This is a genomic window from Flavobacterium franklandianum, assembly GCF_007097365.1.
Lineage (GTDB): Bacteria > Bacteroidota > Bacteroidia > Flavobacteriales > Flavobacteriaceae > Flavobacterium > Flavobacterium franklandianum.
On record NZ_VJZR01000002.1, the window covers coordinates 325,540 to 351,183 of the forward strand.

A 25,644-nucleotide genomic window follows, 5' to 3' on the forward strand; every position below is an offset into this window, starting at 1 on the left:
TAACATTATGTCATTAACAAAACCTGAAAGAAGACAGAGAATCAGATTCAGAATTAGAAAAACAATTAGTGGTACTGCTGCTAATCCAAGACTATCTGTATTTAGAAGTAACAAAGAAATTTATGCTCAACTTATTGATGACGTAAACGGAGTTACTTTATTAGCTGCTTCTTCAAGAGAAAAAGAAATAGAAAAAGGTACAAACGTTGAAGTTGCAATTGCAGTTGGAAAACTTGTTGCAGAGAAAGCGTTAAAAGCTGGGATTGAAGTAGTAACTTTCGATAGAGGAGGTTATTTATATCACGGTCGTATTAAATCATTAGCGGAAGGCGCGAGAGCGGCTGGACTTAAATTCTAAGATAGTATGTCTAATAGTAAATACAAGAATGTAGAGCTAGTAAAACCAAGTGGTCTTGAATTGAAAGATCGTTTGGTAAGTGTAAATCGTGTTACTAAAGTTACAAAAGGTGGTAGAGCTTTCGGTTTTTCTGCTATTGTAGTTGTAGGTGATGAAAACGGAGTAGTGGGTCACGGATTAGGAAAATCTAAAGATGTTTCTGAAGCAATTGCGAAAGCAGTAGAAGATGCTAAGAAAAATCTAGTTAAAATTCCTTTGAATGGACAATCTGTTCCTCACGAACAAAAAGGTAAATTTGGTGGAGCACGTGTATTCTTAATTCCAGCCTCTCATGGTACTGGAGTTATTGCAGGTGGAGCTGTTCGTTCAGTACTTGAGTCAGTTGGAATACATGATGTATTGTCAAAATCTCAAGGATCATCAAATCCTCACAACGTGGTAAAAGCAACTTTTGATGCTTTATTACAAATGAGAAGTGCTTATACTGTTGCAAAACAAAGAGGCGTTTCTTTAGAAAAAGTTTTTAAAGGTTAATTCAAGGAAATTATGGCTAAATTATTAGTAAAACAAGTTAGAAGCAAAATCAACTGTCCTCTTACTCAAAAAAGAGGATTAGAGGCTTTAGGTCTTCGTAAAATGGGTCAAGTTGTAGAACACGATTCAAATCCAACTATCCTTGGAATGATAAATAAAGTTAAACACTTAGTTTCTGTAGAAGAAGCTATATAACAAATACGTTATGAATTTAAGTAACTTACAACCGGCTGAAGGGTCAACACACAATCAAAATAAAAGATTGGGTAGAGGAGAAGGTTCTGGAAAAGGTGGTACTGCATCACGTGGACACAAAGGAGCAAAATCTCGTTCTGGATATTCTAAAAAGATTGGTTTTGAAGGTGGTCAAATGCCACTTCAAAGACGTGTACCTAAGTTTGGTTTCACAAACATCAATCGTAAAGATTACGAAGGTGTAAATCTTGATACACTTCAATTATTAGTGGATAATGGTATTGTAACTAATGCAGTCGATATGACTGTATATGTTGCTAACCGTTTGGCTACTAAAAATGAAATCGTTAAGATTTTAGGAAGAGGAGAATTGAAAGCAAAATTAACAGTAACTGCTCACAAATTTACTGCTACTGCAAAAGCTGCTATCGAAGCTGCTGGTGGAGAAGCTGTAATCCTTTAATTTTTCGATAAAGATGAAGAAATTTATTGAATCATTAGTTAATATTTGGAAAATCGAGGAACTGAAAAACAGAATCGGCGTTACATTGTTGATTCTTTTAGTGTATCGTTTTGGAGCTCATGTTACTCTTCCAGGTATTGATGCTACACAATTGACAGGTTTAGCTGGGCAAACAAAAAGCGGTATTGGTTCTATCATTGACATGTTCTCTGGTGGTGCTTTTTCAAAAGCTTCAGTCTTTGCTTTAGGTATTATGCCTTATATTTCTGCTTCAATTGTAGTTCAGTTAATGGGAATTGCGATTCCGTATTTGCAAAAACTTCAAAGCGATGGCGAAAGTGGTAGAAAGAAAATTAATCAAATTACACGTTGGTTAACAATTGGTATATCTTTGGTTCAAGGGCCTAGTTACATTTATAATCTGTACAATCAATTGCCTAAAACTGCATTTTTATTAGGATATAGTTCTATTGAATTTGTCTTTTCTTCAGTAATTATTTTGACAACAGGTACAATATTTGCAATGTGGTTAGGTGAAAAAATCACTGATAAAGGAATTGGAAACGGAATATCACTATTGATTATGGTAGGTATTTTGGCAAGATTACCACAAGCTTTTATTCAAGAATTTGCTGCCAGAGTTACAAATAATAACGGTGGTCCAATGTTATTGGTTGTTGAAATTATTGTTTGGTTATTAGTTATCATTGCTTGTATATTGTTAGTAATGGCAATTAGAAAAATTCCTGTACAATATGCTCGTCGTACTACATCAGGAGATTTTGAAAAAGATATGATGGGTGGTAACAGACAATGGATTCCATTAAAATTAAATGCAGCTGGTGTTATGCCAATCATTTTTGCTCAGGCAATTATGTTTATTCCTGCTGCTGTAGCAGGATTGTCAAAATCAGATGCTTCACAATCTATCGTTAGTACTTTTAGTGATATGTTCGGTTTTTGGTATAATTTTGTTTTTGTGACTTTGATAGTTGTATTTACATTTTTTTATACCGCAATTACAGTTCCTACTAATAAAATGTCTGACGATTTGAAAAGAAGTGGTGGTTTTATTCCAGGTGTTAGACCAGGAGTTGAAACTTCTGACTTTCTTGACAAGGTGATGTCTTTAATAACTTTCCCTGGTTCATTGTTTCTTGCTTTAATCGCTGTGTTCCCAGCTATTGTAGTTAGTCTTATGGATGTACAACAATCTTGGGCAATGTTTTTTGGAGGAACATCATTGATAATTATGGTTGGTGTTGCAATCGATACGATTCAACAAATCAATTCATACTTGTTAAACAAACATTATGATGGTTTAATGAAAAGTGGCAAAAATAGAAAAGCAGTAGCTTAATCTTATGGCAAAACAATCAGCAATAGAACAAGACGGATCAATTATCGAAGCATTGTCAAATGCAATGTTCCGTGTTGAGTTAGAAAATGGACATATAGTAATTGCTCATATATCTGGAAAAATGCGTATGCATTACATCAAATTATTACCTGGTGATAAAGTGAAACTAGAAATGAGTCCTTACGATTTGTCAAAAGCAAGAATTACTTATAGATATTAAAGATATTCAAAATGAAAGTAAGAGCATCAGTTAAAAAAAGAAGTGCCGAGTGCAAAATTGTACGAAGAAAAGGCAGATTATACGTAATCAACAAAAAGAATCCTAGATTTAAACAAAGACAAGGATAATTATGGCAAGAATAGCAGGGGTAGACATCCCAAAAAACAAAAGAGGAGTTATCGCTTTAACCTACATCTTCGGAATTGGTAAAAGTAGAGCAGTTGAGATTTTAGAAAAAGCTCAAGTTAGCCAAGATACAAAAGTGCAAGATTGGAATGATGATCAAATCGGAGGAATTCGGGATGCTGTATCATTTTTCAAAATTGAAGGTGAACTACGTTCAGAAGTTTCTTTAAACATCAAACGTTTAATGGATATTGGATGTTATAGAGGTATACGTCATAGATCTGGTCTTCCATTAAGAGGACAAAGAACTAAAAACAACTCTAGAACAAGAAAAGGAAAAAGAAAAACTGTTGCCAACAAGAAAAAAGCAACTAAATAATAAGTAATATGGCTAAAGCAACTGCAAAAAAACGTAAAGTTATCGTTGAATCAACGGGAGAAGCTCATATTTCTGCTACCTTCAATAACATCATCATTTCTTTGACAAACAAAAAAGGTGAAGTTATTTCTTGGTCATCAGCTGGTAAAATGGGTTTCAGAGGTTCTAAAAAGAACACTCCGTATGCAGCCCAAATGGCAGCAGAAGATTGTAGTAAAGTAGCGTTAGAAGCTGGACTTAAAAAAGTGAAAGTTTATGTAAAAGGACCAGGAAACGGACGTGAGTCTGCTATTCGTTCTTTGCATAATGGTGGAATTGAAGTTACTGAGATTATCGACGTAACACCAATGCCTCACAATGGATGTCGTCCTCCTAAAAGACGTAGAGTTTAATACTCAAAAATAATTATAGTATAACCTAGATTGAATTTCGATTATTGAAGGATAAGACCTGAATTCATAATCTCAATCTTAAACAATTTAAAATGGCAAGATATACTGGTCCTAGTACAAGAATCGCTCGTAAATTTGGCGAAGCAATTTTCGGAGACGATAAAGCTTTCGAAAAAAGAAATTACCCACCTGGACAACACGGGATGGCTAAAAAAAGAGGAAAAAAATCTGAATTTGCTATCCAGTTAATGGAAAAACAAAAAGCTAAATATTCTTATGGAATTTTAGAAAAACAATTCAGAGGTTTGTTCAAAAAAGCATCAGCTACTAAAGGGGTTACTGGTGAAGTTTTATTACAATTGTGTGAAGCAAGATTAGACAACGTAGTTTTTAGAATGGGAATTGCTCCTTCTAGAAGAGGTGCCCGTCAAATCGTATCTCACCGTCATATCACTGTTAACGGTGAAAATGTAAACATCCCTTCTTACCACCTTAAACCTGGTGATAAAGTTGCCGTTCGTGAAAAATCTAAATCAATAGAAGCAATCGAACGTTCTTTATCTAATTCAAGTCATGTTTATGAATGGATTACTTGGAACAACGATTTAAAAGAAGGTACTTTCGTTTCTGTACCTGCTAGACTTCAAATTCCAGAAAACATTAAAGAACAATTAATCGTAGAGTTGTACAACAAATAATAATTGACTTAGTCGAAATTTATGGCAATATTTAATTTTCAGAAGCCCGATAAAGTTATCATGATCGATTCAACCGATTTTGAAGGTAAATTCGAATTTAGACCTTTAGAACCTGGTTACGGATTGACAGTTGGTAACGCACTTAGAAGAGTTTTGCTTTCAGCATTAGAAGGTTATGCAATCACGTCGGTTCGTATCGAAGGTGTAGATCATGAGTTTTCTACTATCTCAGGAGTTGTTGAAGACGTTACCGAAATTATTCTAAATCTTAAACAAGTACGTTTCAAACGTCAAATCGAAGATATAGATAATGAATCAGTTACTATTTCAGTTACTGGTAAAGATCAATTAACAGCTGGTGATTTCCAGAAATTTATTTCAGGTTTCCAAGTTCTGAATCCAGAACTTGTAATCTGTAATTTAGATCCTAAAATCAAACTACATTTCGATTTAACTATCGAAAAAGGTAGAGGATATGTTCCTGCTGAAGAGAACAAAAAACAAAATGCCGCAATTGGAACTATATTTACTGATTCTATTTTTACTCCGGTAAAAAATGTTAAGTATGCTATTGAAAACTTCCGTGTAGAGCAAAAAACAGATTATGAAAAATTAGTTTTTGAAATCAAGACTGATGGTTCAATCAATCCAAAAGATGCCCTTACTGAAGCTGCCAAAGTTTTAATTCACCATTTCATGTTGTTTTCTGACGAAAGAATTACTCTTGAAGCTGACGAAATCGCACAAACAGAATCGTATGACGAAGAGTCATTGCATATGAGACAATTGCTTAAAACTAAGCTTGTTGATATGGATCTTTCTGTAAGAGCATTAAATTGTTTGAAAGCGGCAGAAGTTGATACACTTGGAGATTTAGTATCTTTCAATAAAAATGACCTAATGAAATTCCGTAATTTCGGTAAAAAATCTTTAACTGAACTAGATGAACTAGTAGCTATTAAAAATTTGAACTTCGGAATGGATTTAGCAAAATACAAATTAGATAAAGAATAATCTAAACCTTCAAAGGTTTAAATTTACATAGCAATGAGACACGGAAAAAAATTCAATCACTTAAGCAGACAGACTGCACATAGAAGTTCTATGTTAGCTAATATGGCTTGTTCTCTTATCGAGCACAAACGTATTAACACTACTGTTGCAAAAGCAAAAGCGCTTAAACAATTTGTTGAGCCATTAATAACAAAATCTAAAGCTGACACGACTCACAACCGTCGTATCGTTTTTGCTTACTTACGTAGCAAATATGCCGTAACTGACTTGTTCAGAGACGTAGCTGCTAAAGTAGGTGACCGTCCAGGTGGATACACACGTATCATTAAAGTTGGAAATCGTTTAGGAGATAATGCTGATATGGCAATGATCGAATTGGTAGATTTCAATGAACTTTACAACGGTGGTAAAAAAGATGTTAGAAAAGCAAAAAGCCGTCGTGGTGGAAAAGCTAAAAAAGCGGATGAAGTTGTTGAAGCAGCTCCAGTTGCAGAAGCAGAAGCTCCGGCTACTGAAACTCCATCAGAATCTGCTGAATAATTATGAAAATAATATTTCAATAAAAATCAAGGATAAACTTTTATTAGTTTGTCCTTTTTTTTTGATTTTTTGGAGCAAAACATTTATAGTTTTTTAACAACCATTTCTCCCGCTTTCCGTTGCAAACGAAGTTCACTGAACTCCATTGAAATAAGCGTTAAGTGAAGTAATCTTTTTCTTTTTAAAGGAAAAAGAAAAAGGATTTCCACTTCAATCGGGGCTATTTAGAACTTTTTATTTTCATAAGAAACTCTTCAAAAAAACATAAATTTTCAAAAAACTTTGCATTCACTGTTTTAAAAAATTAAATTTGCAAACAAAAATATTCAATCTCGTCTCCCCTCTCCTTTGGAGAGGGGTTGGGGTTGAGGAAATAACAATAACTACGACGAATGAAATACACAACACGAAAAAGCGCCATTCTTCTATTAAGTGACGGAACCATTTTCCACGGAAAATCTATCGGAATTTCGGGAACTACTTTTGGTGAAGTTTGTTTTAATACTGGAATGACGGGTTACCAAGAAATATTCACCGATCCATCTTACTTCGGACAAATAATGGTGGCTACCAATGCACATATTGGAAATTACGGGGTAAACGATAAAGAAATCGAATCAGATAGCATTAAAATTGCTGGATTGGTTTGTAAAAATTTCAGCTTCAATTATTCTCGTGAAGATGCCACAGGAAGTTTGGAAGATTATTTTAAAAAACAAAACCTAATCTGTATTTCTGATGTGGATACCCGTGGGTTGGTGAGTTATATTCGCGACCACGGAGCTATGAACTCAGTAATTTGTACCGATGACACACCAATCGAAGAACTAAAAGCGGCTTTGGCAAAAGTTCCAGATATGAAAGGATTGGAATTAGCTTCTAAAGTTTCTACCAAGGAATCTTACTTTTTTGGAGACGAAAATGCAACCTATAAAATTGCAGCTCTAGATTTAGGAATTAAAACCAATATCCTTCGTAATCTTGCCAAAAGAGATTGTTACATCAAAGTTTTTCCATACGATTCAAAATATTCAGAATTAGCGGCATTCCAACCAGACGGTTATTTCTTGTCTAATGGGCCTGGTGATCCAGACCCACTTTTTGGTGCAATTGAAGTAGCAAAAGAAATTTTGGCAAACGATAAACCATTATTTGGAATTTGTTTAGGACACCAAATTATCGCTTTGGCCAACGGAATTTCTACATATAAAATGTTCAACGGACATAGAGGAATCAATCATCCTGTGAAAAATATGATTACTGGTAAAGGCGAAATCACTTCACAAAACCACGGTTTTGCTGTGAATAAAGAAGAACTAGACAATCATCCAGATATGGAAATCACGCACCTTCATCTTAATGACGGAACGGTTGCTGGTATGCGAATGAAAAACAAAAACTGTTTCTCAGTACAATACCATCCAGAAGCAAGTCCTGGACCGCACGATTCCTCTTATTTGTTTGATCAATTTGTGGAAAATCTAAAAAATTAAATTCTTAATTTGAATTTTATATATCAAAAAAGCTGTCAATTTTGACAGCTTTTTTGTTTTTACTTATTTTCTGAAGTCGGTAGTTTTTTGAATTCCTCGTTTTTGGTCAATATAAAATCCATTAAACTCAAGGGGTTGTTGTTCAAAATAGTTTTGGATTTTGGATCGGCATCACAAAATTCTAGAAATAGAGAGACTTCTTCCGGTTTTAATTTTAATGTATTTATAAAAAAGATTTCTTCGTAATTTGTTTTGGCCAATTCCTTAAATTCAATTTTTGAATCAGGTTCTCTTTTCATTTCTTCTTTCTTTATAAATAAATCTAAAATCATTCTGCCGATTCTCATCAAATCTGCTCCGTTTTCAATTGTTCCGTCATTAATTTGTCTATTCCTATATTTTCCTTTTTCTAATTTTATTTCATCGGCCACTTCTTGACTGAAAAGTCCCTTGGTGTTAAAAGCTATTTTTGTAATAACAACTTCTTCAAGGTCCACTGGTTTTTGAGTTATTTTAATTTCGATATTGTTTTTTTTGACATCCTCTTTTTCTAAAAACAACCTTTTGTAATAGTGGTTTTTAGAAACAAATACTAGCATATCTTCAGCTTTCGCTACAATTGAAAATTCTCCATTGGTGTTTGTTATTGAAGTTTTTCCTGATACTAAATTAACAACTTCTATGCCCTGAACTGGGACATCATCGCATAAAACGATTCCCTTTAAAGGTTTGTCGGTTTGTGAATAACAAAAAGGGAAAGTAAATAACAGAATTAAAATTAGTAGTTTTGCTTTCATTTCTTGGAATAAGTTATTTGTAAAACTATTCAAATTATTGCCAAAGAATTCAAAAGTTGTCTATAAAGTTTTGTTAATACTAGAAATGAAACTTGTATTGTATGATTGAATTGTTATTTTTGTTTTAGGTTAAAACAATTCTGTTTCTTGATTCATAAAGTGTATATTTGGTCAAAATAAATCAGGTCTATAGTGCACTGAATTAATACAGTTCATGATAATTTAAAATTAAATATATTTAAAAAAAAATGCTTTCAAAATTAATACAAATGAAATCCATAAATAATAAAATAGCCCTTACTTTTTTTGTTTTACTATTTTCAAGCGGAATGGCAATGGCGCAAGAAATTATCAAAGAAAAAGCCGTTGATACTATAAAAAATGTAAATTCAACCCAAAAACTAAAAATTGATGGTGTAATTGCAAAAGTGGGTGATTACATCATTTTAGATTCAGATATCGACAAATCTTACTTAGAAATTTCTAGTCAGGGTAATTCTATTAAAGATATTACCAGATGTCAGATATTAGGAAAAATAATGGAAGACAAATTGTATGCACATCAAGCCGTTCAAGATAGTGTTAAAGTTACGGATTCAGAAGTGAAATCGATGATGGATGAAAGGCTAAGTTATATGGTAGAACAAATTGGTTCTATGGATAAAGTGGTTAAATACTACAAGAAAAATACTGAGGAAGAATTTAGAACCTATTTCTTTGATATTTTGAAAGAGCAAAAACTAACTTCTGAAATGCAAAAAAAAATCATTGATGAAGTAGAAATCACCCCTGAGGAAGTTCGTAATTTTTTCAAAAAAATTCCAACAACTGATTTACCCGTTTTTGGAGCTGAAATGGAAGTAGCTCAAATTGTTGTAACTCCAAAAGTATCCGATGCCGAAAAACAGAAAGTGATTAATAAGCTGAATGAATTCAAAAAAGAGGTACAGGAAGGAGGGTCTAGTTTTGCAACTAAAGCCGTTTTGTATTCACAAGATCCAGGGTCAAGAGCTACAGGTGGTTATTATAAAATGAACAAAAAAACTCAATTTGTAAAAGAATTTAAAGAAGTGGCCTTTAGTCTACAAGAAGGAGAAATATCAGCACCTTTTGAGACTGACTTTGGGTATCACATTATTTATGTCGAAAAGATTAAAGGACAAGATATTGAATTGCGTCATATACTATTGATACCAGCAGTAACTCCTGATGATTTGAAAGAAGCAAAAGAAAAGATTACTTTAATTAGAAAAAGAATCGTTGATAAGGAAATTACTTTTGCTCAAGCTGCAAAAACAATGTCCGACGAAAAAGAAACTAGAACTAATGGAGGTGCTTTAATCAATCCAAAAACTCAAGATACTCGTTTTGAATTGACCAAAATGGAGCCTAGTTTGTATAGCCAGATTTCCAATTTGAAAGACAATGAAATTTCTTTACCATTATTAGATGAAGATCAATCGGGCAAGAAAAAATTCAAGATAATTACAGTTACGAACAGAATTGATTCTCACACTTCTGATTACGCCACGGATTACATCAAAATTAAAGACTTAGCTTTAAAAGAAAAACAATTTAAAGCAATCGGAACTTGGTTTGACGATAAAATCAAAGACACCTATATAAAAGTAAATGGTGAATACAGAGAGTGTACTTTTACAAACAATTGGCTAAAAAAGTAGTATTAAGATTTGAGTATTAAGTAGTAAGACTATTTCTAACTTCTAATCTCTAACTTCTAACCTCCAACTTCAACTATGTCAGACGTAGCAGCAATACATAATTTAGTTCAAAAAAGAAACGAACTAAAAGCCGAAATCGCAAAGATTATTGTGGGTCAGGATGCTGTCGTTGATCAAATTTTGCTTTGTATTTTCTCTGGAGGACACGCACTTTTGGTAGGAGTTCCCGGATTGGCAAAAACTTTGATGGTTAACACACTAGCGCAAGCGCTTGGATTAGATTTCAAGAGAATTCAATTCACTCCAGATTTAATGCCTTCGGATATTTTAGGAAGCGAAATATTAGACGAAAATCGGCAGTTCAAATTCATAAAAGGGCCTATTTTTTCGAATATTATTCTAGCGGACGAAATCAACAGGACGCCGCCAAAAACTCAGGCTGCTTTACTCGAAGCAATGCAAGAAAGAGCCGTTACAATTTCTGGACACAACTATAAATTAGATTTGCCCTATTTTGTTTTGGCAACTCAAAACCCAATTGAACAAGAAGGGACTTATCCCTTGCCAGAAGCACAATTAGACCGTTTTATGTTTGCCATCAAACTGGATTATCCTTCTTTTGAAGAAGAAGTTCAGGTTGTAAAACGAACAACTTCCGATTCAAATGCTACTATAAATCCATTGTTTACTGCTCAAGAAATTATAGATTTTCAACACTTGATTCGCAGAATTCCAGTTGCTGATAATGTAATAGAATACGCTGTCACCTTGGTTAGTAAAACCCGTCCTGATAATGCTTTGTCTAACGAATTTGTGAAAAATTATCTCGATTGGGGAGCAGGGCCAAGAGCATCGCAAAATTTAATTTTGGCGGCCAAAGCCAATGCAGCATTTAACGGAAAATTTTCTCCAGACATTGAAGATGTAAAAGCCGTTGCTACGGGAATTCTTCGCCACAGAATCATCAAAAACTACAAAGCCGATGCCGAAGGCATTACCGAAGAAATGATTATTGATAAGTTAATGTAGTATTCCTTTTTCATTGGAGTCCAAAACCAACTATTTTGTGTTTTAACACTAAATATTGGCATTAAAATTAAAAACTAACAAAATTTATCACCCTCTTTAATGTTGATTATTTAATTAATCAATCTGATTTTTAGAATTTTTCAATAAAATACATATAATTTATTTAATGTGTAATTATCAGGCATGAAACAGCTTATTGTGCTAATATTTTTTAAAACTCATCATAAATTCTTAAATTTGTAACGCTAAAAAATAATCGTTTAATTTATATGATTAATCGATTATTTTAATGTAAAAAACCAAGCTTAAAGAATACTTAATATACCAAAAACACTTGGGCATTTGATTTTGAATTAATCAAGAAATGATGTCTATAACAATCAAACTATTATGAGCATTTATAAGGATTACATCCAAGAGATTGAAGAAAGAAAAAGCCAAGGGTTACACCCAAAACCAATTGATGGTGCCGAATTATTAAGCGAAATCATTGCGCAAATTAAAGATTTAGATAATGAACATAGAGAAGATTCTCTTAAATTCTTCATTTATAATATTGTTCCAGGAACTACTCCTGCTGCCAATTTGAAAGCTAATTTTTTAAAGGAAATCGTTCTTGGTCAATCCGTAGTTGCTGAAATTACGCCTGTTTTTGCTTTAGAGTTATTGTCGCATATGAAAGGAGGAACTTCTATATCCGTTTTACTTGATTTAGCTCTAGGTGATGGTGTTGCCATTGCAAAAGACGCCGCGGAAGTTTTAAAAACACAAGTATTTCTTTATGAAGCAGATACAGATCGTTTAGAGGCTGCTTTCAAAAGCGGAAACGGAATAGCTTCAGCTATTTTAGAGAGCTATGCTAAGGCGGAGTTCTTTACTAAATTACCCGAAATAGCAGAAGAAATTAGGGTGATTACCTTTATTGCTGGTGAAGGAGATATTTCAACTGACTTACTTTCTCCAGGAAACCAAGCACACTCTCGTTCAGATCGTGAATTGCACGGTAAATGCTTAATTTCTCCAGAAGCTCAAGTTCAAATCAAAGCTTTATCAGAAGCGAATCCTGATAAGAGCGTGATGTTAATCGCCGAAAAAGGTACTATGGGCGTGGGTTCATCAAGAATGTCTGGTGTAAACAACGTGGCACTTTGGACAGGTAAACAAGCAAGTCCTTATGTCCCATTTGTTAATTTTGCTCCAATTGTTGCAGGGACAAACGGTATTTCTCCAATTTTTTTAACTACTGTAGATGTTACAGGTGGTATTGGTTTGGATCTTAAAAACTGGGTTAAAAAACTTGATGAAAATGGAAACCCTGTTCGTAATGAAAGTGGTGATCCTATTATAGAGGAAGTTTACTCTGTTGCCACTGGTACGGTTCTTACAATCAACACAAAATCAAAGAAATTGTATAACGGCGATAAAGAATTAATAGATATTTCTAAGGCATTTACGCCTCAGAAAATTGAATTTATAAAAGCGGGAGGTTCTTATGCTATCGTGTTTGGAAAAAAATTACAAACATTTGCATCAAAGACTCTAGGTATTGATATTGTGCCTGTATATGCTCCGTCAAAAGAAGTTTCTATTGAAGGACAAGGTCTTACGGCAGTAGAAAAAATATTTAATAAAAACGCTGTTGGAACAACTCCGGGTAAAGTTTTACATGCTGGTTCGGATGTTCGTGTTACCGTAAATATTGTTGGTTCACAAGATACAACAGGGCTTATGACTTCTCAAGAATTGGAGTCTATGGCTGCTACAGTGATTTCGCCAATTGTTGACGGTGCTTACCAATCAGGTTGTCACACGGCTTCAGTTTGGGATAATAAATCTAAAGCAAATATTCCTAGATTGATGAAATTCATGAACGACTTCGGATTAATTACAGCTCGTGATCCGAAAGGGGTTTATCACGCAATGACCGACGTAATTCACAAAGTATTGAATGATATTACTGTAAATGAATGGGCTATCATCATCGGTGGTGACTCTCATACAAGAATGTCTAAAGGTGTTGCTTTTGGTGCTGACTCAGGAACAGTTGCGCTTGCACTGGCTACCGGTGAAGCTTCAATGCCAATTCCTGAATCAGTAAAAGTGACTTTCAAAGGAGAGATGAAAAGTTATATGGATTTCCGTGATGTGGTTCACGCGACACAATCTCAAATGCTTAAGCAATTTGGTGGAGAAAATGTATTTCAAGGTAAAATTATTGAGGTTCACCTTGGAACTCTTACTGCTGACCAGGCTTTTACGTTTACTGACTGGACTGCAGAAATGAAGGCTAAAGCTTCTATCTGTATTTCCGAAGATGCTACTTTGATTGAATCACTGGCGATTGCGAAGAGTAGAATCCAGATTATGATCGATAAAGGTATGGACAATCATATACAAGTGCTTAAAGGGTTGATTACTATCGCTGAGAATAGAATTGCTGAAATTAAATCAGGAGTGAAACCAGCTTTAACTCCAGATGCAAATGCTAAGTATTATGCTGAAGTTGTGGTCGATTTGGATCTGATTGCTGAACCAATGATTGCTGATCCTGATGTGAATAATCCCGATGTTTCTAAACGATATACGCACGACACCATCAGACCATTATCTTTCTACGGAGGAGTGAAAAAAGTAGATCTTGGATTTATCGGTTCTTGTATGGTTCACAAGGGAGATATGAAAATCCTAGCTCAAATGCTTAAAAATATTGAAATTCAAAAAGGGAAAGTGGAATTTTTAGCGCCGCTTGTAGTTGCACCGCCTACCTATAATATTGTAGATGAACTTAAAGCTGAAGGAGATTGGGCAGTTTTACAAAAATATTCTGGTTTCGAATTCGACGATACTATTCCTAAAGCTGCAGCACGTACAGAATACAAAAATATGTTATATCTAGAGCGTCCAGGTTGTAACCTTTGTATGGGTAATCAGGAAAAAGCGGCCAAAGGAGATACGGTTATGGCAACATCTACGCGTCTTTTCCAAGGACGAGTTGTTGAGGATACAGAAGGTAAAAAAGGAGAGTCTTTGCTTTCCTCTACTCCGGTTGTGGTTCTTTCTACAGTTCTTGGTAGAACTCCTACAATTGAGGAATATAAAACGGCAGTAGTGGGTATCGATCTGACAAAGTTTGCGCCTTCTCATAAGTTATTAGTTAAATAATTCACATAATTTGTTAATTATAGTTTAAAAGCCTGAGTCCAATGATTCAGGTTTTTTTTTGTACTCTATTTTTTTGTAACTTGTGATAATTAAAAATAGATAACAAAATAAATATATAAATTATGGCATTTGATATAGGAATGATCGAAAAAGTGTACGCAAATATGACTTCTCGTGTAGACAAAGCACGGGAGCTAGTTGGACGCCCACTAACATTGACAGAGAAAATTTTATACAGCCACCTTTGGGAAGGACAACCTGCTGCAACTTTTAAAAGAGGGGTTGATTATGTAGATTTTGCTCCAGACAGAGTAGCTTGCCAAGATGCAACGGCTCAAATGGCATTATTGCAATTTATGCACGCTGGTAAGAAAACAGTTGCTGTTCCTACAACCGTGCACTGTGATCATTTAATTTTGGCTAAAAATGGAGCCGAATTTGATTTAGCTGCAGCCAATTCGCAATCCAAAGAAGTTTTCGACTTCCTTTCTTCAGTTTCTAATAAATACGGAATTGGTTTTTGGAAACCTGGTTCAGGAATTATTCACCAAATCGTTTTGGAGAACTATGCGTTCCCTGGAGGTTTGATGATTGGAACCGATTCACATACTGTAAATGCAGGTGGATTGGGAATGTTGGCTATCGGTGTTGGTGGAGCTGATGCTGTTGATGTTATGTCAGGAATGTCTTGGGAATTGAAATTTCCAAAATTAATTGGTGTAAAATTGACTGGAAAATTATCGGGTTGGACTGCGCCAAAAGATGTAATCCTAAAAGTAGCCGATATTCTTACCGTGAAAGGCGGAACGGGTGCTATTGTTGAATATTTTGGAGAAGGAGCAACTTCAATGTCTTGTACCGGAAAAGGAACTATTTGTAATATGGGAGCCGAAATAGGAGCGACTACTTCTACATTTGGTTATGATGAGTCAATGAGAAGATACCTTTCTGCAACAGGTCGTCAAGATGTGGTTGATGCTGCCGATAAAGTGGCTTCATACTTGACTGCCGATCCAGAAGTGTATGCCGATCCAGAAACTTATTTCGACCAACTAATCGAAATCAACCTTTCGGAATTAGAGCCACATATTAATGGTCCTTTTACTCCAGACAGAGGAACGCCAGTTTCTAAAATGAAAGAAGAAGCTGCTTCAAACGGATGGCCAATAAAAGTAGAATGGGGATTAATAGGTTCTTGTACCAACTCTTCTTACGAAGATATGGCTCGTGCCGCATCAATCGTAAACCAAGCTGTAGAACACGGAATTACTCCAAAAGCGGAATTCGGAATCAATCCAGGATCGGAACAAATTAGATATACGATCGAAAGAGATGGAATCATAGCCACTTTCGAAAAAATGGGAACCAAAGTTTTTACCAATGCTTGCGGACCTTGTATCGGGCAATGGGATAGAGCAGGAGCTGACAAGCAAGAGAAAAACACAATCGTTCACTCTTTCAACCGTAATTTCTCCAAGCGTGCCGATGGTAATCCAAACACGCACGCTTTTGTAACGTCTCCAGAAATGGTTGCTGCATTGGCTATTTCAGGAAGATTAGATTTCAATCCGTTGACGGATACTTTGATTAACGACAATGGTGAAGAAGTGAAATTGACTGCGCCTTTTGGTGATGAATTACCAAAAAGAGGTTTCGCAGTGGAAGATAACGGATTCCAAGCACCAGCTGCTGATGGTTCTAGTGTTCAAATTTTGGTAAGCGAAACATCAGACAGATTGCAACTTTTAGCGCCATTCGAAGCTTGGGATGGAAAAAATATTTTGGGAGCCAAATTATTAATTAAAGCTTTCGGAAAATGTACCACCGACCATATTTCTATGGCTGGGCCTTGGTTGCGTTTTCGTGGGCATTTGGATAATATTTCAAACAATATGTTGATAGGTGCAGTGAATGCTTTTGGTCAAGCAACTAATAAAGTTAAAAACCAATTAACTGGTAATTTCGATGCAGTTCCTGCTGTAGCGCGCGCTTATAAAGTAGCTGGAATCCCTTCAATTGTTGTGGGAGATCATAATTATGGCGAAGGCTCTTCTCGCGAACACGCTGCAATGGAACCTCGTTTCTTGGGTGTGAAAGCAGTTTTGGTAAAATCATTCGCCCGTATTCACGAAACCAATTTGAAAAAACAAGGAATGTTGGGGCTTACTTTTGCTAACGAAGCTGATTACGATAAAATTCAAGAAGACGACACCATTAACTTTGTTGACTTAGTTGATTTTGCTCCAGAAAAACCATTGACATTAGAATTCGTTCATGCTGATGGTTCTAAAGATTTGATTTTGGCAAACCATACTTATAACGATAGCCAAATTGGCTGGTTTGTTGCTGGTTCAGCATTAAATTTAATTGCTGCTGCGGGAAAATCATAATTTAAAAAACAATAATTATATCAAAAATGCCCAAGGAAACTTGGGCATTCTTTATTCGATAATTTGTTAAATTGACTATAAAGAGTCTTTTAAAAATTGCGAAATTCATATTTTAAGATTAAATTTGTTTTTAGGTTGTACTTAATTATTAAGTTTTGCCGTTAAAGTAAAATAATTATTCATTTTTTTACAGAATAATTGTGGTTGTTGTTTCACATTCAGAATTCCAGAAACAGTACAATAAAGATTTGAAATTTAAATGATGTTTATGAAGTATTATAGTTGCCTTTTTTTGATAGTTTTCTTTAGTAGTATGAGTCTTTTTTCGCAGGAAAAGTACAAGAAGCATACTGTTTCTAAGGGTGAAACCATCAGTGAAATTGCACAGAAATATAATGTAAAACCATCGGCTATTTATGAACTCAATCCTGACGCTGTAAACGGAATTAATTGGAAAACGGTTTTGTTGATTCCAACCAATACTAAAAAGAATAGATCGGTTTCATCACCTGCAACTGCAAGCAACCTTCCTGAAAAAACACACGAAGTGCTTCCCAAAGAAACGCTTTACGGAATTGCAAAACAACACCATATAATTATTGAAGATTTGTATAAAATCAATCCTAATCTGGAAAAAGAAGGGTTGAAAATTGGACAAACCATCAAGATTCTTCAAACGGCTTTAGAAGATTTTGCAGTAGCAAAAGAAACTAAAAAAACAAGTGAAGATAAAAAGCAAACCGTTTCCAAAAAAAATAATCCAAAAGAAGAAATAGTAATTGCCCCAAAAGCAGAAGAAAAAACAGAATTTCCAACTCAAGGAATTGAATATGAAATTTTGCCGAAAGAATCTTTGTATTCTATTGCCAAAAAATACGGAATCAAGCTTGCCGATCTACAAAAAGCCAACCCAGAATTAGCCAATAAATCCATACAAGTTGGTCAAAAACTTAATGTTCCAGTAAAAGTAGATACTAATTTAAGACTTGTCGCCGAGAACAAAGAAATGATTTCTAAAAAAGAAGCTGCTGTTGCACCACAGACCATAGTTGTGAAAAAGGAATCAGAAGTTGCAAAAACAATTCCAGTTCTAGCACAAACTACAGACGATACTAAAAAATCATCAACCGTTATCACTCACGAAGTCTTACCTAAAGAATCGTTATATTCCATTTCTAAACAATACGGAATTTCACTTTCTGACTTGAAAAAAGCCAATCCTGAATTAGGGAAAAAATCCTTGAAAGTGGGTCAAAAAATTAGTGTTCTAGTAAAATCGGATACTAATTCAAGTCTTGTTGCCGAGAATAAAGAAGTGAAATCTCCAAAAGAAATTGCAGTTGTTCCACAAAATATAGAAGACAAGAAATCAGAAACCGAAATTTCTCACGAAGTTTTGCCGAAAGAAACTAAATACGGAATTGCCAAACAATATGGTCTTAAGGTTGCCGAATTAGAAAAACAAAATCCGAATATTTCAAAAAAATTATTGGTGGGTTATCTGCTTAAAATTCGTACCTCAAAATTAATACAGAAAGAGATTGCAATCGAAAATGCAATAGCTCTTGAAGCTGAGAATGTCACAGAAAAATTTGAAAATAAAGAGTCAAATATAGTGCGCGATGCCACTTTTGTAGATCAACTAATTTCAAAGGCTTCCGAAAATATTGGGACTCGGTATCGATCTGGCGGAACAACGACAGACGGTTTTGATTGTTCCGGATTGATCTGTTATACTTTTAGTAGTTACGATATTAAGTTACCTAGGTCGTCTATAGAAATGGCTTCTTATGGTTCTAAAATTGATGCTGAAAATGCTCAGAAAGGCGATTTAATTTTCTTTAAAACCAATGGAAGAAGCCGGATAAATCACGTAGGAATGGTGGTCGAAGTGCTAGATGGCGAAATTAAATTCATCCATTCTGCAACTCACGGTGGCGTGATTATTTCTTCTACCAAAGAATCCTATTACGAGAAGAATTTGGTTCAGGTGAATCGAGTCTTATAAGCACTTTTTAATTATATTTTTTTAAACTCTCAAGGCGGCTTGGGAGTTTTTTATTTTAAACATTTGGTTGAAATTAGAATAATTTTTAATTATTGATATAGTTTTTATCTATCGTAAAAACATTTTCGATAGTTTATTTTTTATAAATTTGTTTAATATTTTTAAAATCATATAATTATGGAAAGTAATACTAATGTGGAAGGAGGAGGGAAATGTCCTTTTTCAGGTGGTGCTGTAAAACAAAGTACAGGCACACGAAACAATGATTGGTGGCCAAATCAATTGAACTTGAGCATTCTTAGGCAACACTCTTCTTTGTCCAATCCGATGGGCGAAGATTTTGATTATGCAACCGCTTTCAAAAGTTTAGATTTGAATGCTATTAAGCAAGATATTTTTAAGCTGATGACCGATTCCCAAGATTGGTGGCCGGCCGATTATGGTCACTATGGCCCGTTTTTTATTCGAATGGCGTGGCATAGTGCGGGAACGTATCGAATAGCTGATGGTCGAGGTGGAGCAGGTTTTGGTACGCAACGATTTGCGCCACTGAACAGTTGGCCTGACAACGTGAATTTAGATAAAGCTCGTTTATTACTATGGCCTATTAAACAAAAATACGGCAAGAAAATTTCTTGGGCTGACTTGATGATTCTTACAGGAAATTGTGCGCTGGAATCGATGGGTTTCAAAACTTTTGGTTTCGCTGGCGGACGCGAAGATGTTTGGGAACCTGCCGAAGATATTTATTGGGGTTCCGAAGGAAAGTGGTTGGATGATAAACGTTATACAGGTGACCGTGAATTAGAAAATCCTTTGGCCGCTGTTCAAATGGGGTTGATTTATGTAAATCCAGAAGGACCTAACGGAAATCCTGACCCACTAGCATCTGCCCGCGATATTCGGGAGACTTTTGCTCGTATGGCAATGAACGATGAAGAAACGGTTGCTCTTATTGCTGGCGGACATGCTTTTGGGAAAACACACGGTGCTGCAGATCCAAATCAATATGTTGGGCCAGAACCTGCCGCTGCTGGTATTGAAGAGCAAGGCTGTGGTTGGAAAAACTCCTTTGAAAGTGGATTTGGAGAACACACCATTAGTAGCGGTCTCGAAGGTGCTTGGACTACGACACCTGCTAAATGGAGTCACAATTATTTAGAGAACCTTTTCGGTTTCGAATGGGAATTGTCGAAAAGTCCAGCTGGAGCACATCAATGGAAACCAAAAGGTGGAGCAGGAGCAGGGACAGTTCCAGATGCGCATAATCCATCGAAAAGTCACGCGCCAACAATGCTTACTTCTGATCTTGCCTTGAGAGTTGATCCTGTTTACGAGAAAATTTCAAGACACTTTCTCGAAAATCCTGCTGAGTTTGAAGATGTGTTTGCTCGTGCGTGGTTTAAGTTAACGCATCGTGATATGGGACCTATTGTACGTTATTTAGGTTCAGATGTTCCGAAAGAAGAACTAATTTGGCAAGATCCAGTTCCTGCTGTAACGCATTCACTAATAGATATTAATGATATTATTGCCTTAAAGGAGAAAATAGTAGGTTCAGGATTGTCAGTTTCTGAATTAGTTTCTACTGCTTGGGCATCGGCATCGACTTTTCGAGGTTCGGATAAACGTGGTGGAGCAAATGGAGCTCGCATTCGTTTGGCTCCGCAAAAAGATTGGGAAGTGAATAATCCATCTCAATTGTCGAAAGTTTTAGGAATACTTGAAGGAATTCAGTCAACATTTAATGCTGCTCAATCTAACGGAAAGCAAGTGTCAATTGCCGATTTAATTGTTTTGGCTGGATGTGCAGGAATTGAGAAAGCTGCCAAAAATGCTGGTCAAGCGGTTACAGTTCCTTTTACACCCGGAAGAGGCGATGCTTCACAAGAGCAAACCGATGTAAAATCTTTTGCAGTGCTTGAACCAGAAGCAGATGGTTTCCGCAATTATATGAAAACAAAATACACTGTTTCAGCTGAGGAAATGTTGATCGACAAAGCACAATTACTAACTTTGACTGCTCCTGAAATGACGGTTTTGGTTGGTGGTTTGCGTGTACTGAATACCAATTTTGATTATGCTGTAAATGGCGTATTTACCAATCGTCCTGAAACTTTGACGAATGATTTCTTCTTTAATTTGCTGGATTTTGGTACAACTTGGAAAGCTTCTTCAGAATCTCAAGATGTTTTTGAAGGTCGCAATCGCAAAACTGGAGAATTGAAATGGAAAGGGACTCGTGTCGATCTTATCTTTGGTTCGAACTCAGAACTTAGAGCTTTGGCAGAAGTTTATGGATGTGCCGATTCTCAAGAGCAATTCGTAAAAGACTTTGTGAAAGCTTGGAACAAAGTAATGAATTTAGATCGTTTCGATTTGGTGTGATTCTTTGTTCTATTATAACCAAAAAACTCTCAAGGCGACTTGGGAGTTTTTTTGTGTCATTGCGAGGAACGAAGCAATCACATTTGTTGTTGCCAGAATCCGCAATAGTTAGCGCAGTTTTGCAAACTGTGCCTATTCCAATTGACAATTCACATATTTATAATCTTGTTGCTTCTTCGATGTTTATTGTTTGCTCTCGCTCGTGGGCACAGTTTGCAAAACTGCGCTAACGTCAAAAAGAAGATTTATTGTATATATAGGACGTCGGGGTATTTTTCAATTTCGTTTTTTTTGAAAATATAATTTTCTTCAATTATATCTTTTCTACACAAATTTCCTTGTCCGTAATTTTGGAAAGAGATAAGTGTAAATACTGTTAAAATTTTGATTTTCATTATCTACTATTTTTTATACTTTTTGCCAATTTGTCTTTAATCGCTACTTTATAGTGAATATAAAACTAGATTTGGGTAAATTGACGTATGTCTGTTTCGTTTTATATTTCTCTCAAATGTATAAATTTTTTCTTATATTTTAAATATATAATTGTCGTTTAAAATGGAATGCACCGTTCCTATGGAACTCATTCATAACGGATTTTATTTTTTCAACGGATTGAAATCCGTTGCTACAAAAGAAGTCGTTCCTACGGAACTTTGCGGCAGAGAACCGTAGGTTCGTGTCATATTGTAGAGTTGGGATTTTTTCCAATTATAAAAATAAATTAAGCAGAAATGGAGAGCCATTGGCTCGGTTTATATTTTTTATCGTCATAAAAATTAAGATATAGGTAAAGTGTTGTTTTTGAAATTGTCATCTTTTATTGCGATTATCATTGAAATCCAGATTCGCGTGAGGGATTGTAGTGGAGCTCTTTTTTCTTTTCAATTGCCACGGGTTTAAACCCGTGGCAATTGAAAAGAAAAAAAGCGGGAACGAAAAGCCCGACCCGTAGGGGCACGCCCAAATGAAACTACTTTTTCATCTATTTTCTGAAATTTCCAAAAAAAGTATATCTTTAGCCAACCAAAAAAACCAAATCAATATGCAAGACAACAACGAAGAACATTTTAAAAGAGAACTCGGATTACTAGACGGAACAATGCTCGTTGTGGGCTCGATGATTGGTTCGGGAATATTCATTGTAAGCTCGGATATGGTGCGCCAATTGGGTTCTGCGGGCTGGCTCATTGCGATGTGGGTGCTCACAGGATTTATTACCGTGATTGCTGCTGTTAGTTATGGCGAGTTGAGTTCGATGTTTCCTAAAGCGGGCGGACAATATGTTTATATCAAGGAAGCGTACGGAAAACTGATTGGGTTTTTGTACGGTTGGAGCTTTTTTGCGGTGATTCAAACCGGTACCATTGCCGCTGTGGGTGTGGCTTTTTCTAAATTTGCAGCTTATATATATCCACCAGTGAGCGAAAAAAATATAATTTTTGAATTGGACGATTTCCAATTGCACGCGGCTCAAATAGTTTCGATAATCACCATTATTTTATTGAGTTATATTAACAGTCGTGGAGTGAAAAACAGCAAGATTTTGCAAACAGTCTTGACGGTTATTAAAGTTGCCTCTATTTTTGGATTGATAATTTTCGGATTTGTGTCAGCCAAAGCCGAAGTTTGGGATGCCAATTGGGCCAATGCTTGGACTTCTCAATCTATGAATGTCGATACGGGTTCTTGGCTTCCTATTAGTGGCGTGGCTTTGATTTCGGCTATGTCGGCGGCATTGGTGGGTTCGTTGTTTTCGAGTGTGGCTTGGGAAGGTGTGACTTTTATCGCTGGTGAAATCAAAAATCCTAAACGAAATGTAGGATTGAGTTTGTTTCTAGGAACTTTGATTGTAAGTTGTATTTATATTTTGACCAATGTGATGTATTTGGCAGTGGTTCCGTTGCAAGACATTGCTACAGCTGAATCGGATAGAGTAGCGGTTGTGGCTTCACAAAATATTTTCGGGAATATTGGAACCTTAATTATCGCTTTGATGATTATGATTTCGACTTTTGCTTGTAATAATGGATTGATTATGGCGGGTGCAAGAGTGTATTATACGATGGCGCAAGACGGTTTGTTTTTCAAAAAAGCGTCTCTTTTGAATAAAGCGAGTGTTCCGGCTTGGGCATTGTGGGTACAATGTTTTTGGGCTTCGGCTTTGTGTTTGACCGGGAAATATGGCGATTTATTGGACTTTGTTGTTATCATTGTTTTGGTGTTTTACATCCTGACCATTTACGGAATTTTTATCCTTCGCAGAAAAATGCCCGATGCCGAAAGACCTTATAAAGCTTTTGGTTATCCTTTTTTGCCGGGACTTTATATTGCTATTGCCAGCGCGATTGGAATTGCTTTGTTATACACAAAACCAGATACTTGTGGTTGGGGCGTTTTAATAATGTTGATAGGAATACCGATTTATTATTTGACAAAACAGAAAGAGTAGTGTTCAGTATTCAGTTCTTAGTGTTCAGTTATCGGTAATAAAAAATCCGTCTCGTTATTTAATAACGAGACGGATTTTAATTTTTAGGGAGAATTAAGTCTTAATACTAATGAAATTAGGAGTAAACCAGATCTTTCAAGGCAGTTTCTACATCTTCAAAAGGCAAATTCCAAGCATCGGCAACACCTTTGTAAAGAATTTTACCATTGGCAACGTTGAGTCCTTTTTTCAATTCTTCGTTTTCGGCACAAGCTTTTTTCCATCCTTTGTTGGCTAATTGTAATGCGTAAGGCAAAGTAGCATTGGTCAACGCTAAAGTAGAAGTATAAGGAACAGCACCAGGCATATTCGCCACGCAATAATGAACAATGTCGTCGATAATGAAAGTTGGATTTTCGTGTGTTGTTGGGGTACAAGTTTCGATACAACCTCCTTGGTCAACGGCAACGTCAACTACTACGGTTCCGGGAGCCATTAATTTTAGCATATCACGGGTAATCAAATGTGGCGCTTTTGCACCTGGAATTAAAACCGCTCCGATAACCAAATCCGCTTGAGAAATCGCGTCGCGAACATTATAATGATTCGACATAACTGTAGTTACATTGGCAGGCATCACGTCAGACAAATACCGTAAACGTGGTAAACTTACATCCAGAATGGTGACTTGAGCACCAAACCCAGCAGCCATTTTTGCAGCTTGGGTTCCTACAATTCCACCACCTAAAACAACAACTTTTGCAGGAGGAACTCCGGGAACACCTCCAAGAAGGATTCCTTTTCCTTTCATCGGTTTCTCTAAATATTTAGCCCCTTCTTGAATTGCCATACGACCCGCCACTTCTGACATAGGTACTAATAATGGCAAACTACGATCTGATTTTTCAACTGTTTCATAAGCCAAGCAAACCGCTTTACGTTCCATCATAGCATAAGTTAAAGGTTCAGAGGAAGCAAAGTGGAAATAAGTAAATAGCAATTGGTCTTTTTTGATAAGCGGATATTCAGAAGCAATAGGCTCTTTTACCTTGATAATCATTTCGGCAATTTCATAAATAGCTTCAATGGTTGGTAAAAGTTTGGCTCCGGCTTCTTCGTAAGCTTTGTCACTAAAACCACTGTTCTCTCCTGCGCTTTTTTGCACATAGACAAGATGTCCGTGTTTTTTGAATTCGGCTACACCTGCTGGGGTTAGTGCAACACGATTTTCGTTGTTTTTGATTTCCTTAGGCACTCCAATAATCATAATATTTTGTGTATATAGTTAGAACATTAATACTTAACAAAGATACTGTAGAAAGAAATTATTGTGTTTATTGGTATTAAATTAAGAAAATATTATTTTTATTTGGTATTTTTGAATAAAATATTTCTGAATCGAATGGGTTTTGCGTTTATAAAACGAAAAAATATCTGATTTATAAATTTGAAATACTACTCATTTAATCATTTTGCACTATGATTTTAGACGAAACCGACAAAAAAATCCTGCGTCTCCTCCAAGTAGATGCGCATTTGACTTTAAAGGATATTGCCAATAAAATAAATCTTTCGCTTACGCCTGTACACGATCGAGTAAAGCGTTTGGAAAAGGAAGGGATTATCGAAAAATACGTTTCGATTTTGAATAAAAAGAAATTGGGCAATAATCTAATGGTGTATTGCCAAGTCACGTTGGTCAAACAAACCTACGATGTTTCGGAAGGATTCAATCAGTCGATTATGAATATGCCTGAAGTGGTCGAATGTAATTTTATTTCAGGAAGTTTTGATTATATGCTCAAAATCATCTTGTCTGATATGGAAAGTTACCACAACTTTCATCAAAAAAAACTATCAGTTTTACCCGAAGTTTCGTTGATTAATAGTTTTTTTATTATTTCGGAAGTGAAGTCCACAACGGTTTTGCCGATTTAAAAAAGTTAACAGCATATTCGTAGATTTTTTAAATAATCTGCGAATAT

23 protein-coding genes are annotated in these 25,644 nt (G+C 35.6%); 21 read left to right on the plus strand and 2 right to left on the minus strand.

Going from position 1 to position 25,644, the window contains the following annotated elements:
- The first annotated feature begins 7 nt into the window (after nucleotides 1-7).
- The 13 genes from rplR (at nucleotide 8) to carA (ending at nucleotide 7,772) form a co-directional block, all read left to right on the plus strand.
- A complete protein-coding gene (gene rplR, locus FNW17_RS04010) occupies nucleotides 8-358 on the plus strand; it encodes a 50S ribosomal protein L18 (RefSeq protein ID WP_143391042.1) in 351 nt (116 codons plus the stop codon).
- Between the two features lie 6 nt (nucleotides 359-364).
- Entirely contained in the window at nucleotides 365-892 is a 528-nt protein-coding gene (gene rpsE, locus FNW17_RS04015; protein ID WP_035668102.1) for a 30S ribosomal protein S5, read from the plus strand.
- A gap of 12 nt (nucleotides 893-904) precedes the next feature.
- Nucleotides 905-1,087, plus strand: a complete 183-nt coding sequence (rpmD, locus tag FNW17_RS04020) for a 50S ribosomal protein L30 (protein ID WP_143391041.1) — start codon at nucleotides 905-907, stop codon at nucleotides 1,085-1,087.
- Between the two features lie 10 nt (nucleotides 1,088-1,097).
- Nucleotides 1,098-1,550: a 50S ribosomal protein L15 gene (rplO, locus tag FNW17_RS04025; RefSeq protein ID WP_143391040.1), complete on the plus strand. Its 453-nt coding sequence runs from the start codon at nucleotides 1,098-1,100 to the stop codon at nucleotides 1,548-1,550.
- A 13-nt stretch (nucleotides 1,551-1,563) separates the two neighbouring features.
- On the plus strand, nucleotides 1,564-2,910 hold the full coding sequence (gene secY, locus FNW17_RS04030; RefSeq protein WP_143391039.1) for a preprotein translocase subunit SecY: 1,347 nt from the start codon (nucleotides 1,564-1,566) through the stop codon (nucleotides 2,908-2,910).
- A 4-nt stretch (nucleotides 2,911-2,914) separates the two neighbouring features.
- A complete protein-coding gene (gene infA / locus FNW17_RS04035) occupies nucleotides 2,915-3,130 on the plus strand; it encodes a translation initiation factor IF-1 (RefSeq protein WP_007136545.1) in 216 nt (71 codons plus the stop codon).
- A gap of 11 nt (nucleotides 3,131-3,141) precedes the next feature.
- Complete coding sequence (ykgO, locus tag FNW17_RS04040) at nucleotides 3,142-3,258, plus strand: type B 50S ribosomal protein L36 (protein ID WP_073370549.1); 117 nt, start codon at nucleotides 3,142-3,144, stop codon at nucleotides 3,256-3,258.
- Between the two features lie 2 nt (nucleotides 3,259-3,260).
- On the plus strand, nucleotides 3,261-3,635 hold the full coding sequence (gene rpsM, locus FNW17_RS04045) for a 30S ribosomal protein S13 (RefSeq protein WP_143391038.1): 375 nt from the start codon (nucleotides 3,261-3,263) through the stop codon (nucleotides 3,633-3,635).
- 8 nt (nucleotides 3,636-3,643) lie between these two features.
- Complete coding sequence (gene rpsK, locus FNW17_RS04050) at nucleotides 3,644-4,027, plus strand: 30S ribosomal protein S11 (RefSeq protein ID WP_024981527.1); 384 nt, start codon at nucleotides 3,644-3,646, stop codon at nucleotides 4,025-4,027.
- A gap of 92 nt (nucleotides 4,028-4,119) precedes the next feature.
- The gene (gene rpsD, locus FNW17_RS04055) at nucleotides 4,120-4,725 is read left to right on the plus strand and encodes a 30S ribosomal protein S4 (RefSeq protein WP_143391037.1); all 606 of its coding nucleotides are present in this window, start codon (nucleotides 4,120-4,122) and stop codon (nucleotides 4,723-4,725) included.
- 21 nt (nucleotides 4,726-4,746) lie between these two features.
- Nucleotides 4,747-5,739 (plus strand): DNA-directed RNA polymerase subunit alpha, encoded by a 993-nt coding sequence (locus tag FNW17_RS04060; protein WP_132006235.1) that lies wholly within the window; start codon nucleotides 4,747-4,749, stop codon nucleotides 5,737-5,739.
- Nucleotides 5,740-5,772: 33 nt separating this feature from the next.
- Nucleotides 5,773-6,279 (plus strand): 50S ribosomal protein L17, encoded by a 507-nt coding sequence (gene rplQ / locus FNW17_RS04065; RefSeq protein WP_144070923.1) that lies wholly within the window; start codon nucleotides 5,773-5,775, stop codon nucleotides 6,277-6,279.
- A 392-nt stretch (nucleotides 6,280-6,671) separates the two neighbouring features.
- The gene (gene carA / locus FNW17_RS04070) at nucleotides 6,672-7,772 is read left to right on the plus strand and encodes a glutamine-hydrolyzing carbamoyl-phosphate synthase small subunit (protein ID WP_144070924.1); all 1,101 of its coding nucleotides are present in this window, start codon (nucleotides 6,672-6,674) and stop codon (nucleotides 7,770-7,772) included.
- 59 nt (nucleotides 7,773-7,831) lie between these two features.
- Here carA and FNW17_RS04075 read toward each other — a convergent pair whose 3' ends face one another.
- Nucleotides 7,832-8,569, minus strand: a complete 738-nt coding sequence (locus tag FNW17_RS04075) for a hypothetical protein (RefSeq protein WP_143391034.1) — start codon at nucleotides 8,567-8,569, stop codon at nucleotides 7,832-7,834.
- A gap of 248 nt (nucleotides 8,570-8,817) precedes the next feature.
- On the opposite strand from FNW17_RS04075, the gene FNW17_RS04080 reads away from it, so the two are divergent.
- The 7 genes from FNW17_RS04080 (at nucleotide 8,818) to FNW17_RS04110 (ending at nucleotide 23,680) form a co-directional block, all read left to right on the plus strand.
- A complete protein-coding gene (locus FNW17_RS04080) occupies nucleotides 8,818-10,251 on the plus strand; it encodes a peptidylprolyl isomerase (RefSeq protein WP_143391033.1) in 1,434 nt (477 codons plus the stop codon).
- A 75-nt stretch (nucleotides 10,252-10,326) separates the two neighbouring features.
- The gene (locus FNW17_RS04085; protein WP_144070925.1) at nucleotides 10,327-11,280 is read left to right on the plus strand and encodes an AAA family ATPase; all 954 of its coding nucleotides are present in this window, start codon (nucleotides 10,327-10,329) and stop codon (nucleotides 11,278-11,280) included.
- A 390-nt stretch (nucleotides 11,281-11,670) separates the two neighbouring features.
- A complete protein-coding gene (locus tag FNW17_RS04090; RefSeq protein WP_144070926.1) occupies nucleotides 11,671-14,442 on the plus strand; it encodes a bifunctional aconitate hydratase 2/2-methylisocitrate dehydratase in 2,772 nt (923 codons plus the stop codon).
- Nucleotides 14,443-14,564: 122 nt separating this feature from the next.
- Nucleotides 14,565-16,832, plus strand: coding sequence for an aconitate hydratase (locus FNW17_RS04095; RefSeq protein ID WP_144070927.1), 2,268 nt, complete (start codon nucleotides 14,565-14,567; stop codon nucleotides 16,830-16,832).
- Nucleotides 16,833-17,100: 268 nt separating this feature from the next.
- Nucleotides 17,101-18,840, plus strand: coding sequence for a LysM peptidoglycan-binding domain-containing protein (locus FNW17_RS04100; RefSeq protein ID WP_185965261.1), 1,740 nt, complete (start codon nucleotides 17,101-17,103; stop codon nucleotides 18,838-18,840).
- 177 nt (nucleotides 18,841-19,017) lie between these two features.
- Nucleotides 19,018-21,228, plus strand: coding sequence for a catalase/peroxidase HPI (katG, locus tag FNW17_RS04105; RefSeq protein WP_144070929.1), 2,211 nt, complete (start codon nucleotides 19,018-19,020; stop codon nucleotides 21,226-21,228).
- Between the two features lie 1,045 nt (nucleotides 21,229-22,273).
- The gene (locus tag FNW17_RS04110; RefSeq protein ID WP_143391925.1) at nucleotides 22,274-23,680 is read left to right on the plus strand and encodes an APC family permease; all 1,407 of its coding nucleotides are present in this window, start codon (nucleotides 22,274-22,276) and stop codon (nucleotides 23,678-23,680) included.
- A 115-nt stretch (nucleotides 23,681-23,795) separates the two neighbouring features.
- Here FNW17_RS04110 and ald read toward each other — a convergent pair whose 3' ends face one another.
- Complete coding sequence (gene ald, locus FNW17_RS04115; protein ID WP_143391924.1) at nucleotides 23,796-24,926, minus strand: alanine dehydrogenase; 1,131 nt, start codon at nucleotides 24,924-24,926, stop codon at nucleotides 23,796-23,798.
- A gap of 212 nt (nucleotides 24,927-25,138) precedes the next feature.
- Between ald and FNW17_RS04120 the strand changes: the two genes are divergently transcribed.
- Nucleotides 25,139-25,597, plus strand: a complete 459-nt coding sequence (locus FNW17_RS04120) for an Lrp/AsnC family transcriptional regulator (RefSeq protein ID WP_143391923.1) — start codon at nucleotides 25,139-25,141, stop codon at nucleotides 25,595-25,597.
- Nucleotides 25,598-25,644 lie beyond the last annotated feature (47 nt).

Bases quoted from the DNA above. Each gene is read 5' to 3' on its own strand.
- rplR (WP_143391042.1), top strand. From the start codon at position 8: ATGTCATTAACAAAACCTGAAAGAAGACAGAGAATCAGATTCAGAATT.
- rpsE (WP_035668102.1), top strand. From the start codon at position 365: ATGTCTAATAGTAAATACAAGAATGTAGAGCTAGTAAAACCAAGTGGT.
- rpmD (WP_143391041.1), top strand. From the start codon at position 905: ATGGCTAAATTATTAGTAAAACAAGTTAGAAGCAAAATCAACTGTCCT.
- rplO (WP_143391040.1), top strand. From the start codon at position 1,098: ATGAATTTAAGTAACTTACAACCGGCTGAAGGGTCAACACACAATCAA.
- secY (WP_143391039.1), top strand. From the start codon at position 1,564: ATGAAGAAATTTATTGAATCATTAGTTAATATTTGGAAAATCGAGGAA.
- infA (WP_007136545.1), top strand. From the start codon at position 2,915: ATGGCAAAACAATCAGCAATAGAACAAGACGGATCAATTATCGAAGCA.
- ykgO (WP_073370549.1), top strand. From the start codon at position 3,142: ATGAAAGTAAGAGCATCAGTTAAAAAAAGAAGTGCCGAGTGCAAAATT.
- rpsM (WP_143391038.1), top strand. From the start codon at position 3,261: ATGGCAAGAATAGCAGGGGTAGACATCCCAAAAAACAAAAGAGGAGTT.
- rpsK (WP_024981527.1), top strand. From the start codon at position 3,644: ATGGCTAAAGCAACTGCAAAAAAACGTAAAGTTATCGTTGAATCAACG.
- rpsD (WP_143391037.1), top strand. From the start codon at position 4,120: ATGGCAAGATATACTGGTCCTAGTACAAGAATCGCTCGTAAATTTGGC.
- FNW17_RS04060 (WP_132006235.1), top strand. From the start codon at position 4,747: ATGGCAATATTTAATTTTCAGAAGCCCGATAAAGTTATCATGATCGAT.
- rplQ (WP_144070923.1), top strand. From the start codon at position 5,773: ATGAGACACGGAAAAAAATTCAATCACTTAAGCAGACAGACTGCACAT.
- carA (WP_144070924.1), top strand. From the start codon at position 6,672: ATGAAATACACAACACGAAAAAGCGCCATTCTTCTATTAAGTGACGGA.
- FNW17_RS04075 (WP_143391034.1), bottom strand. From the start codon at position 8,569: ATGAAAGCAAAACTACTAATTTTAATTCTGTTATTTACTTTCCCTTTT.
- FNW17_RS04080 (WP_143391033.1), top strand. From the start codon at position 8,818: ATGCTTTCAAAATTAATACAAATGAAATCCATAAATAATAAAATAGCC.
- FNW17_RS04085 (WP_144070925.1), top strand. From the start codon at position 10,327: ATGTCAGACGTAGCAGCAATACATAATTTAGTTCAAAAAAGAAACGAA.
- FNW17_RS04090 (WP_144070926.1), top strand. From the start codon at position 11,671: ATGAGCATTTATAAGGATTACATCCAAGAGATTGAAGAAAGAAAAAGC.
- FNW17_RS04095 (WP_144070927.1), top strand. From the start codon at position 14,565: ATGGCATTTGATATAGGAATGATCGAAAAAGTGTACGCAAATATGACT.
- FNW17_RS04100 (WP_185965261.1), top strand. From the start codon at position 17,101: ATGAAGTATTATAGTTGCCTTTTTTTGATAGTTTTCTTTAGTAGTATG.
- katG (WP_144070929.1), top strand. From the start codon at position 19,018: ATGGAAAGTAATACTAATGTGGAAGGAGGAGGGAAATGTCCTTTTTCA.
- FNW17_RS04110 (WP_143391925.1), top strand. From the start codon at position 22,274: ATGCAAGACAACAACGAAGAACATTTTAAAAGAGAACTCGGATTACTA.
- ald (WP_143391924.1), bottom strand. From the start codon at position 24,926: ATGATTATTGGAGTGCCTAAGGAAATCAAAAACAACGAAAATCGTGTT.
- FNW17_RS04120 (WP_143391923.1), top strand. From the start codon at position 25,139: ATGATTTTAGACGAAACCGACAAAAAAATCCTGCGTCTCCTCCAAGTA.